This window comes from Pseudoalteromonas sp. S16_S37 (genome assembly GCF_014694405.1).
GTDB lineage: Bacteria > Pseudomonadota > Gammaproteobacteria > Enterobacterales > Alteromonadaceae > Pseudoalteromonas.
Window position 1 is genome coordinate 1 of sequence record NZ_JAAUWV010000005.1, and the last position, 12102, is coordinate 12102.

The following is a 12102-nucleotide window of genomic DNA, read 5'->3' on the forward strand; positions in this document are numbered from 1 at the left end:
CGTCCGCCGCTCGTCATCTTCTAGCAAGCTAGAAATGTTACCGCTCGACTTGCATGTGTTAGGCCTGCCGCCAGCGTTCAATCTGAGCCATGATCAAACTCTTCAATTAAAAGTTTTTTGAAACCGTAGTTTCGTGCTCATTGAATTCTGATTTTGATATCTTTCGATATCGAATTGACTGTGTTGAAACAAGTAAACTTGTTTCCGTTGGTCACTCAGTTCAATTGAGACTCTAAATTTGTTTGCGTCCCTACCTAAGTAGTTCTGCTGTTAGAACTCAATCTGTACGAGTGCCCACACAGATGATTGCTTCATATTTTTAAAGAACAGTGCGATGATTCAGCGCTTGGCTTCATCTCGCTAGGGGTGTGCATTCTAAGCATTCCCTATTTTTTGTCAACACTTAATTTTTAAGATTTCAAAAGAAGTTTAAACATTAAGTTTTACTCGACGCTGACTCGCTGTTGCTTTGCTTAAGTTGCTCAGCGCTCCGTGTCAGTGGGTGCGCATTATAGGCAGCAAAAACTTTTAAGCAAGCACTTTTTTGATAAAACTTAAAAAAAAACGCCAAAACGAACAAAAAAACAAACAAAAGCTACGCAAAACAGTAGCAAAAGTGATTTTCCAGCCTTCGTTTTGTATTATTTTTACCCAGCCGGAGGTTAAGTATTATAGAAAAAAACAAAGATGCAAATTATTTTTTGAAAAATGCATACTCATAATGAGTATGCATTTTATGGAAGGTTAGTACAAAAGGCTATACAGCTTTCTTCTATAGGATGCTGCCAACGCGTCACCATCAGGCAATGAAGTAATTATGTCTAAGAAGTCTTGCTTTGCTGACATAAAATTCATATCGCGTTGCAAAATACTAAGCAATAGTGCCAATGCATCTTCTTTTTTACCTGCCTCAGCAAGAACAGTAGCTAACTTTAACTTTATATCGTTATTATCAGGCTCCGCTTCAAGCGCTTCACTCAGCATTTTTATTTCGGGAGACTCTTGTGCTTGCCTAGCCTGATCTAGTTTTGCCTGTAAGTTTTGAAAATACGCATCCTGTTCAGTTGCTACTATAGAGTTCAGTAATGCTTGTGCATCATCTAGCTTTTGTATCTGAATACAGATGTTTGCTAAAACCAGTTTAACTCGCGTGTTATTCGCGTCGAAGTCGTAAGCTTGCTTAGCAAAGCCAAAAGCGGCATTTAAATCATCATTCGCAAGCGCTTGTTTTGCTTGATCTAACAACAGCAACTCAGGTTTAGGCAAATGTTCAGCCAATGCTTTTTTGATTTCTTCTTCACTTTGAGGACCTGCTAGCATATCAACTGGTGCACCATTTTTAAGCAGCACCAGAGTAGGCAAAGCCTGTAAACCAATTTGCTGTGCAAGCTGCGATGCCAGTGTTTGCTGAGTATCACAATCGACTGTCGCCACAACAATGTAAGACTCATAATTAGTTGCCAAATTACTTAATATAGAAGCCTGTGCTATACAGTCAGGATTTTGAGCACTAAAAAAGGTTAATAGAATTAGCTTGTCTTGATTTTGCTCACCAAGCACTTGTTGTATGTTTTCGCTCGTTAATTGGATTTGGTTACTCATACTTTGCTTTATTTTTTGCGTATTTTGTTTTTATATTGAGGCGAAGGCACTAATTACAAGTCTAATCCTACGACTTCGCGGTATTTTTCCTACGCTTTTTAAATCGGCGTTTGTTATTTGGCTTTGCAAGCCCCTTAAAACTTACATTTTTTGTTAAATGTGCAGTTGAGATAACTTCTCCGATTTGAGCTACGAGTGGCTCCATAAAATTTTGATAGTTACACTCTTTGTTGGCAATTTTAGCGAGATGTGATTCCCACAACGCCGTTCTATCCGGTAAAGTCAAAGCTTCAGGTAACATATTTATCATAGTTCGGCCAACATCACTGCTTTTTATTAGTTTACCTTCGCGCTGTAAAAAGCCCCGTTTAAATAACAATTCAATGATCCCTGCACGTGTTGCTTCAGTGCCTAATCCATCAGTCTCTTTGAGGATTTTTTTTATTTCCGAGTCTTTTACATATCGGCTAATACCTGTCATGGCAGCCAAAAGTGACGCATCGGTATAATATTGTGGAGGTTGAGTATGCTTTTCTTGTATTTGCGCATCGTGACAAAGTAACCGTTGTCCTTCTACTAACGGAGGCAAAAAGGTAGATTCTGATTCCTCATTGAGCCTTTTCTTGCCAAACAATACTTTAAAACCTTCATTTGTTACCTGCTTCGCTTTGGCAATAAACGTCCCACCGGCAATTGAAAATTCAGCCACGGTTTCATTATAACTGTAGGCAGGGTAAAACTGAGCAACATACATGGTACTGATGAGCTCGTAGATCTGCTGTTCATATTGGCCAAGCTGTGCTGATTTTAGTTTTTTACTTGTTGGTATGATTGCATGATGCGCAGCCACTTTTTTATCGTTCCAACATTTAGATTTTATGGATAAGTCGGCATTATCAACGTTGCCTTTATCACAGCCATTGTTGTTGGTTATTGCGGATAAAACTTGCGCGGCTTCATAAAAGTGCTCATCTGGTAAATAGCGATTGTCTGAGCGCGGATAGGTTATCAACTTATGCTTTTCATATAACCCTTGGCATACATCCAACACTTGCTGTGCCGACATGCCATATCGTTTATTCGCGTCTATCTGCAGTGCAGATAAATTGTAAGGCAGTGGTGCAGATTGTGTTTTTGGCTTCTTTGTTAATTTAACAACTTCAGCACGCTGCCCTTTAATACGAGACGCAACGTTTTGTGCAAGCGCTTTTACCAACACTCGTTTTTCTTCATCCATATATGGCTGGCATGCTTCGCTGGGTTGCCACTTAGCAATCACAGGTTGCTTTTCATCGGTGTACAGATGGGCAAACACTTCGTAAAAAGGTTTCGAGACAAATTCTTCTATTTCTTTGTCTCTTTTTACAACCAGCCCAAGCACTGGCGTCTGCACCCTTCCCACAGATAATACGCCTTGATATCCCGCTTTTTGCCCTGTTAATGTGTAAGCTCTGGTAAGATTCATACCGTATAACCAATCTGCCCTAGCTCGAGCTAAAGCTGATACGCTAAGTGGTATAAACAATTGATTAGATTTTATTGCGGCTAAAGCACGTTTAACCGCATCAACATTTAGGTCGCTAACAAGTAAACGTTGTACATTTTGCTTTTGCGACGAATTCAAGCCAACATGCTGAAGTACTTCATCAACAAGTAATTGCCCTTCTCTATCTGGATCTCCTGCATGCACAATAATGCTGGCACGCTTAATTAACTTTGTTAATACGCTCAGTTGTTTTTTAGTTTTAGCTTTTGCTTTAAATTGCCAATGTGAGGGTACTATCGGAAGATCTTCATACTGCCACTTCTTGTACTTTGAGTCGTAATCTTCAGGCTCAGCTTGCTCTAACAAATGGCCAATACACCAAGAAACAATACTGCCATCACCAGCCTCAATAAACCCATCTTGCTTTGTATGTGGCTTAGGAAGCGCCTCTGCAATGGCTCTTCCTAAAGAAGGTTTTTCAGCAATATATAGTTTCATTGAATTGGGTTAACCTGATAACTGTATAAATAAACAGTTATAATAAGCTAAGCAAGAAAATTATTCCAGTATGAATGCTTGGCTGGCTATTGATAAAGGGGTTATGCGCTGCGTACCTAGTTCGGCACGCAGCAGTCAAATTATCTAGTTTTAAGAAGGTTTAATTGAGTATGCTTTTGCTCGACTATTTGTGTCATTTTACTCGCTGCCTGTTCAACGAGATCTGCTAATTGCGAAAGCTCCATCGCCGCATCAGCAATACCCGTTGTGTTGGTATTGATTTCCTCTGTGACCACGCTTTGCTCTTCTGCTGCGGTTGCTATTTGAGTAACCTCATTAGAAATACTAGATAGCATAGCAACCATACTCCCCATGGCGTCGGCCGATTCTTTACAGTAAGACACAGCCTGTTCACCTTGAGCAACTGAGTTTTCAATGATGTTTTCTGACTGATGAACTTCGTGAGTTAAATTATCTATCAACTTACTGATATCGTTGGTTGAGTCATGCGTTTTAGAAGCTAAAGCCCGAACTTCATCAGCGACCACCGCAAAGCCTCTTCCTTGCTCGCCAGCCCGCGCGGCTTCAATTGCCGCGTTAAGTGCAAGTAGATTGGTTTGCTCGGCAATCGCTCTGATCACATCTAATATCTGTGAAATATCTGCACTACGCTCAACTACTTTTGTGATAGCTTGCTTTGCGTCTGAAACTTGAGACGCCATTTTTTGTACCGTATGTGTGGTTTTTACAATACTCGACTCACTCATTTTTACTTGGTTAGCTGCTTCATTCACGCTATGAGCAGCTTGTTCAGATGAGCGAGCAACTTCAGATGCCGTAGCGCTCAGCTCGTTAATGGCAGCCACAACACTATCAATTTCGTTATGCTGATTTGCTACTTTATTTTTGATGTTAATAGCTAATTCTGTGGTTTCAAATGACTGTTGGTAAGATTGCTCTGCAAGCTTCTTCAAATCGTCAATCATGTTGCGCAGCTTATGCGTAAATGAATTAAAGCCTTTGGCGAGCGCGATTAATTCTCCATGATGACTGACTTCCAATTCATGCGTAAGGTCACCTTCGCTACTGGCTAAGTTTTCTATACGCTGCTGAATATGCGTCAAAGGTTTTATGATGGTATTTATCAAAACCACCGCTATCGCTATTCCAATTAATGCAATAACAACACCAACGACTAACATGGTTTGGCTTAACGAGTTAGCCGACTTTTCAAGCTCACTGGCTAAAGAGGTGGCACGCTCAAGCACTACGTCTTTAGGTACCTCAATCAGTAAAGACCAAGTAGTATTTGCCAACTCAATATCAATAGGCACTGCAACTGCGATATCGTCGCCAATTTCAACAACGTCCTTGGAGCTGTGCAGCCCTAACAGCCTTTGCGCTCTTGAGGCTGACATAGACTCCTTTAATGGTCTTGCCAGCTTGGCGTAATGACTAGAGCCAACAACCAAGCCTAGTTCGCTAAGCAAAGTTACCTTGGCTGCCCCTTGGTACAAGGAGCTAGATAGTTCTTCCACTTGTTCCTGAAAAATTGGTAGATTAACATCTACTCCCACTAAGCCAACGAAGCGTCCATTTGCTTGCACAGGCACCGTCAATGAAGTCATCAATGTGCCATCATACAAGTAGGGCTCCATTATGCAGGGTTTATTTTTATCGCGCGCACACAAATACCACTCAGCTTCTCTAAGACCAAACTCATTTCTAGCTGCTAAGTATTTGTCAGCAGCTGCGGCAACCTTTTGCTGATTTATTCCCGATGAATCTCGCGTAAAGTAGATCTCTAAAGTACCATCACCAGAGACAGAGTGACTCGCTCCTGCTCTGTATTGAGCATCTAGGTTGTCATACCCGTTTGCCTCAAATTGTGCATACATAGAAGAGACAAACTTATTTTGCTGTAATGCGCCCGCAACTGCTCTTTGTACCACATCACGAGATAGAGGCTGAGTTTGTGCGCTATTATTTAACACTCCAGCAAACGTATAAGGCACCCTGTAAGCCTCATTTATAAATCCAGCGACCCGCTGTGCATAAAAGCTTCCTTGAGCTATTAGACTACGTTGTGCCTCATCATATATCGCGCTCTGTACTTGCTTATTTTGTTTCTCATTTTGCGCGCCTAAATTAAGCCACATATATAACGTGAGCAACATAACTAAAGAGGTCAGTAAAGCACCGACAAATACAAGTAGCTTGCTTTTTATAGATGTGTGATTCATGAGTTTCCTTCTTTATAAATGCAAACAACCAGCTTGGCGAAAGTACGTCAATTTAAACAGGTCAAATTTGTCTCTGCCAAGCTTGCACATTGGAAAGTTCAAAACGAGACTTACCATGATTTGAATGAGATCAGGTTATTAGACAACTTTTTGATTTTACTCTTATTACACAGCACAACATAAAGCACACTAATGTGCAAGTCCGTACATTGAGTAAAACAAAAAAAGGTACGACTAACGATCGTACCTTTTTTTGTTTGGTGTGAGATATTACACGTCATCTTCTATCTTATCTTTCCCAGAAGTGCGTTCGATGCTTTTGAGCTTATGATGAATTGCCGATTTGATCAGCATGTAACCACTGATAGGAGCGGTCAATAACAAGAAAATTGAAATCAATATTTCTTTGGCACTAACACCATCTTGAAGCTGGCTGAAGTAAATCATTGCCGCTGTTAATAAGCTGGCCATGCCTAATGTTGTAGCCTTTGTAGGCCCATGTAAGCGCATAAAAAAATCGGGCATTTTTACTAAACCTATTGACCCTACTAGCACAAAAAAGCCGCCTATCAGTAATAATATTGAAATTATCCATTCAGACATACTACCCCCTTATTCGATTATATCGCCACGCAGCAAGTACTTGCATACAGCAACGGTACTTACAAATCCTAACATGGCAATCAATAATGCGGCTTCAAAATACAAACCAGTCCCCATGCTCATACCATATAAAATGATTAACGCAATGCTATTAATGTACATGGTATCAAGCGCCAAAATGCGATCAGGCACCGACGGACCCACCACTAAGCGCCATAAATTTAGCAACAATGATAAACCTATCATCGCAAACACAATCAAAATTACAGTCTCTAGCATTGAAAAATCTCCTTAAGCGGCGCTTCATAACGTTGCTTAATGGTTTTAACCAGCTTTTCTTCATCTTCTAAGTTCAGAACATGGATTAACAAGTAGCGTTGCTTTGGTTTATCGCCATCAGGTAAAGACTCTAGCCAAGGATAAACTTCAGCACTAACCGTTCCCGGTGTCAAAGATACGGTGCTGGCCAAAATCGTAATAGGCATACTATGAGATAAGTCTAATGGCACCTTAATAAAACCAGGGTTTAACCTTTTTGTTGGGCCTAAAATCAACAGAGCAACTTGGACATTCGCGGTAATTATGTCATACAAAACCAACAGCAGATGACGTATTGCTAAGCCTGGCTTTAATATCAAGGGTTGTTTTGTACGAAACGGTTGAGTTACTAAAGGGATCACAATCGCTAATATCAAGCCAAGCAAAATATGCCCTGCAGATACACTATTGTTAAGCAGCAACCATACGAAAAACAACATAAGGCTTCTAAACGGAGTAGGTAGCCAAGAAAAACGAGCATCTAAGCGCATTACTGTGCTCCTTCTAAAACAACACTGAGGTTATTTGCAAAATTATGCAGCTCAGTTGCAGTCATCAACGTATATTCAGTTAAAGGGCCAGCAAATATGACCATTACAGGAGATGCAATAAGCAACATCGCTAACGCACAATATTGCGCTGGGTGAACCTGGTTCTGCTCAGCAGCATCGGCCGTTTTCGCCGTTGTATTATGCCAAAATAACGTACTACCCGTTTTTGACAGTGACAGCAAAACTGCAAGACTGGCTAGCAGATACACAGGCCAAAATACAATCGCCTGATCGGTTTCATAAGTCGCTCTTAATAACCAAATCTTTGCTACAAAACCTGATAGAGGGGGCATACCAATAACTGTAATAGCAGCTATTAAAAAGCCTCCCCCCAGTAACAGTGGTTGTGCGACCGGTCGGCCCGCGGTGATCCTATCGCTCACCTTACCTCTTTGGCGGGCAATAAGATCAGCAAGTAAAAATAATGCAGCGCTCACCAAAGTTGAGTGAACTAGATAGTATATCGCAGCGGCACTGGCCTGGATTGACTGTACTGCCACAAGCGCAACCAAAGTACCAACAGATACAATAACCAGATTTGCAGTTAATTTTCGTAAGTCCTGACTTGCCAAAACTCCAATTGAACCCACAAAAATAGTGGCTATGGCGAGCCACCATAACCAGTTTTGAGCCATAAGGCTTAACTCACCAGCATGTTCACCAAACACGAGGGTATATACCCGCATCATTGAGTAAACACCCACTTTAGTCATAATCGCAAACAACGCAGCAACCACAGGCATAGCCGTTGCGTAGGTGTTAGGCAACCAAAGATGAAGTGGCAACAACGCCCCTTTAAGGGCAAAAACAACCAATAATAATAAACCGCCAATTTTGGCCAAATAAATGTCGTCACCTTGTAAAGTAGTCACTTTATTAGCCATATCTGCCATATTAAGTGTGCCTAGTACTCCATAGAGTGTACCTAGCGCTATCAAGAAAACAGCAGAGCCCACTAGGTTCATAATCACATACTGCAATGCAGCGCGCGTGTTATGTTTATCTCCCCCATGCATTAACAAAGCGTACGATGCTATCAACAGCACTTCAAAAAATACAAACAAGTTAAACATGTCACCGGTCAAAAACGCGCCGTTTACACCTAGCAGTAAAAATTGCAGTAATGGATGAAAAAATGCGCCTTTTCCATCATCACCAGCACATGCATAAAGCGCACAGGCCATGCCTAGAAAAGACGTGAGACTCACTAGTAAAACCGACAATGGGTCAGCAACCAGAACAATACCAAATGGTGCTGACCAATTACCTATCGCATATACCTGAGCGCCACTAGATGTGACTTTTGCCATTAACGCAAGTGATGCGATAAGCGTGATTGCTGAGAAAACAACAGATGCAATTCTTCTGATTGGCAAGCTTTTACCACATGGCGGTAAAAGTAGAACAACCCCTGCCAGCATTGGCAGAAGAATTGGTAAAGACGTCAAATGCTGGATCATGCTTTACCCTTTTTGTTATTTTTAACTGTCTCTTGCCCATTAACATGATCGTTGCCCAAGTCTGCACGACCACGAATAGCCAATATCACTACGAATGCCGTCATTGCAAATCCAATTACGATTGCAGTAAGCACCAAAGCTTGCGGCAACGGATCAGCATATTCATTTGAGTAACCAAGAACTGCAGCCTTATTTAGCGCCAATCTACCTGATGAAAACAAGAATAGATTAACTGCATAAGACAACATAGTTAAACCAAGTACCACTGGGAACGTTCTTGCACGCAAGATTAAAAACACGCCGCAGGTTACTAACAACCCAACACAAGATGCATATAACAATTCCATTAAAAGTTTACCTCTTCTTTTGGCGCATCTGCGGTTACTTTACCCAAACTCGCTAATATCATTAATGTTGCACCAACAACCGTTATATAAACGCCTAAATCAAATACCAATGCACTAGCCAATTCAATTTTGCCTATGACAGGTATATCAAAATAGTCAAACCACGATGTTAAGAATGGTCTATCGAATATCCAGCTACCGACACCTGTTAGCAGAGCAATGGCAATGCCAAAGGCAATAATTTTACGATAGTTTATCGTTAGTCGCTCAGCTATCCAGTGAGAACCATGCGCTATGTATTGCAAAATAAAAGCGATTGCCGTTACCAAACCGGCGATAAAACCACCACCAGGAAGATTATGACCACGTAAGAAAATATAAAATGAAACCAGCAATGCCAGTGGTAGTAAACTTTGTGAAATACTTGCAAGGAGCAATGGGTAACGTTCTTTCGCCCATGGACGCCCTTCGCTATCGCTTGCAGGCATAAACAATGGCAAGTTAATAAGTAACTTATAAATACCCAGTGCAGCGATACCCAGAACTGTTATTTCGCCAAGCGTATCAAAACCACGGAAGTCGACTAAGATCACGTTCACCACATTAGTACCACCGCCACCAGTTTTTGCATTTGCTATAAAGAATTCCGAAATTGAATTCAGTGGTCTTGTTATCATCGCATAACAGATACTACCTACAACCACACCAATAGCAGACGAAATACCAATGTCACGCAACACTCTGATTGAACTAGATTCCTTCGGTGTTCTTTGTGGTAAGAAAAATAGCGCTAACATCAGTAAGATGATAGTCACTACCTCAACGGTCAACTGTGTCAGTGCTAAATCTGGCGCCGAGAAACGCGTAAAGGCAACCGATACCATCAGACCTACCACTGATAACATCAACAATGAGACCATACGCATATGGTGCCAAATCACAGTACCAATCGCACCTATCATCAAAAGTGCTGCGCCAATACCATTGTGAATATCAACTTCCGTCGGTTTTTTACCCCCCACTAGTTGGGCCATTTCAAACAACGGCCACCCAGCACTGATAAGCACTACAATAAACATCAGCATCAGATAACGCTGCAATGATCCATTTTCTATCGCTGTTATTTTGTGTTGACTCCACTTCACTATGCCATACACCGTGTTATCAAACACTTTTTTAGCATTCAACGGTGGCAATGAAGCCTGAAATTGAAATAAATAGCGTCGCTGGGTGTAAATAAATAAGCCACCACACACCGCAATCCCACTCATTAGCAAAGGTAAATTAAATCCGTGCCAAATAGATATCTGAAATTCCGGTGGTTGCGTCCCTAATACGGCTGACGACGCCGCATTGAGGATTCCATCAATAACTAAATTCGGGAACATCCCAACGACTAAGCATATTGCCACTAGGATCTCGATAGGAACACGCATATATCTTGGAGGCTCATGAGGCTCTTTGGGCAATCCAATAGGGTCACCGTTAAAGAATACATCATGGATAAACCTTGCTGAATAAGCCACAGAGAAGGCACCTGCGATAGTTGCTAATACGGGGATCAACCAAGACATAGAACCAAGCAGCTGCTGATACAGGGTTTCCGCAAAAAACATTTCTTTTGATAAGAAACCATTAAGCAATGGTACGCCGGCCATTGCGGCAGCCGCTACCATCGCGAGAGTTGCTGTATAAGGCATAAATCGCCACATGCCGTTTAACTTTCGCATATCTCTCGTACCAGTTTCATGATCAATGATACCAGTTGCCATAAACAGCGACGCCTTAAAAGTTGCGTGGTTTATTATGTGAAAAATAGCGGCAACCGTAGCAAGTTCGGTATCAAGTCCCAGTAACAAAGTAATCAAGCCCAAATGGCTAATCGTTGAGTAAGCTAATAAACCTTTTAAATCATGTTTAAATAAAGCGACATAAGCGGCAAACAATAGTGTTGTTAATCCCGTTAAACCGACCAGTACAAACCATAAGTCGGTTCCTGCAAGTGCTGGGTAAAAACGAGCAAGCAAAAATATCCCCGCTTTTACCATAGTTGCGGAGTGTAAATAAGCACTTACCGGAGTTGGTGCAGCCATCGCGTGAGGTAGCCAAAAATGAAAAGGAAACTGTGCTGATTTAGTGAAAGCACCAAGTAAAACTAAGACTAAAATGACTTCATACAAGTCATGAGCCTGAATTAGTGCTTTACTTTGTAATATAACATCTAGGTTATAGCTTCCCACCACATTGCCTAGTATCAATAAGCCAGCCAACAGAGCCAAACCACCGGCCCCCGTCACAGCCAATGCCATACGAGCACCTTTTCGCGCTTCCGATTTATGGCCCCAGTAGCTGATCAGTAAGAATGAGCTAATACTGGTAAGCTCCCAAAATAGCCATAACTGAAGCACATTGTTTGACATCACAATGCCAAGCATTGCCGTCATAAATAACATCAAGTATGAATAGAGCTTCGGCATAGAGTCTTTCTCACTCAAATAATAACGAGCATAGAAAATCACTAAAATACCAATGCCAAGTATCATAAATACAAATAGCAAAGCGAGCCCATCTAAACGAAAGGCAATTTCCAGACCCAACAGCGGGATCCAAGTAGTACTTTCTCTTATTGTATCGCCAGCAAATACCGCAGGAGATAGATAAATCGCTAACGCAAGTGCTACAAGAGGGGCAAGCAGAGTCAACGCGGTTGATTTATTGCGTGACAAATTGCCCAAAAGTGAAGAAAAAATACTGCCGATAAAGGATAACAAGGGTATCCAAAGCAAAGTCATAGATTAAACCTTTTTGTTTCAGCGTCGTAAGCACACGACATACACTGATTGGTTGCACTCTAACATGATTTTAGTCATTCTAAATTACATACTTTGAGCACACAAAACTCTCCCAGTTATACTGTATTAGTGTTTGAGTTGTCTATAGTTATACAGTCTGGCTGATGTCATTTTAGACAACTTTAACAAACAATTCAGATTA

The 12102-nt window shown here is 41.3% G+C and carries 9 protein-coding genes and 1 rRNA gene; all 10 read right to left on the reverse strand.

From position 1 onward, the window contains the following. A 16S ribosomal RNA gene (locus tag HC733_RS04025) occupies positions 1 to 109 on the reverse strand; the annotation flags it as partial. A gap of 635 nt (positions 110 to 744) precedes the next feature. Then, positions 745 to 1602 (reverse strand): tetratricopeptide repeat protein, encoded by an 858-nt coding sequence (locus tag HC733_RS04030; RefSeq protein ID WP_190363769.1) that lies wholly within the window; start codon positions 1600 to 1602, stop codon positions 745 to 747. Between the two features lie 67 nt (positions 1603 to 1669). Continuing rightward, complete coding sequence (locus tag HC733_RS04035) at positions 1670 to 3586, reverse strand: DNA topoisomerase III (protein WP_190363770.1); 1917 nt, start codon at positions 3584 to 3586, stop codon at positions 1670 to 1672. A 140-nt stretch (positions 3587 to 3726) separates the two neighbouring features. After that, positions 3727 to 5829 carry a methyl-accepting chemotaxis protein gene (locus tag HC733_RS04040; protein ID WP_190363771.1) on the reverse strand — a complete coding sequence of 701 codons (2103 nt, stop codon included), beginning with the start codon at positions 5827 to 5829 and terminating at the stop codon, positions 3727 to 3729. A gap of 270 nt (positions 5830 to 6099) precedes the next feature. Next, complete coding sequence (locus tag HC733_RS04045) at positions 6100 to 6432, reverse strand: Na+/H+ antiporter subunit G (RefSeq protein ID WP_190363772.1); 333 nt, start codon at positions 6430 to 6432, stop codon at positions 6100 to 6102. A gap of 9 nt (positions 6433 to 6441) precedes the next feature. After that, the gene (locus HC733_RS04050; RefSeq protein WP_070984038.1) at positions 6442 to 6711 is read right to left on the reverse strand and encodes a K+/H+ antiporter subunit F; all 270 of its coding nucleotides are present in this window, start codon (positions 6709 to 6711) and stop codon (positions 6442 to 6444) included. After that, positions 6705 to 7241, reverse strand: a complete 537-nt coding sequence (locus tag HC733_RS04055; RefSeq protein WP_190363773.1) for a Na+/H+ antiporter subunit E — start codon at positions 7239 to 7241, stop codon at positions 6705 to 6707. The genes HC733_RS04050 and HC733_RS04055 overlap by 7 nt, the downstream gene beginning before the upstream one ends. Continuing rightward, entirely contained in the window at positions 7241 to 8761 is a 1521-nt protein-coding gene (locus HC733_RS04060) for a monovalent cation/H+ antiporter subunit D (RefSeq protein ID WP_190363774.1), read from the reverse strand. The genes HC733_RS04055 and HC733_RS04060 overlap by 1 nt, the downstream gene beginning before the upstream one ends. Then, positions 8758 to 9108: a Na+/H+ antiporter subunit C gene (locus HC733_RS04065; protein ID WP_190363775.1), complete on the reverse strand. Its 351-nt coding sequence runs from the start codon at positions 9106 to 9108 to the stop codon at positions 8758 to 8760. Before HC733_RS04065 ends, HC733_RS04060 begins: the two co-directional genes overlap by 4 nt. Beyond that, positions 9108 to 11900, reverse strand: a complete 2793-nt coding sequence (locus tag HC733_RS04070) for a monovalent cation/H+ antiporter subunit A (RefSeq protein WP_190363776.1) — start codon at positions 11898 to 11900, stop codon at positions 9108 to 9110. Before HC733_RS04070 ends, HC733_RS04065 begins: the two co-directional genes overlap by 1 nt. Positions 11901 to 12102: the final 202 nt, after the last annotated feature.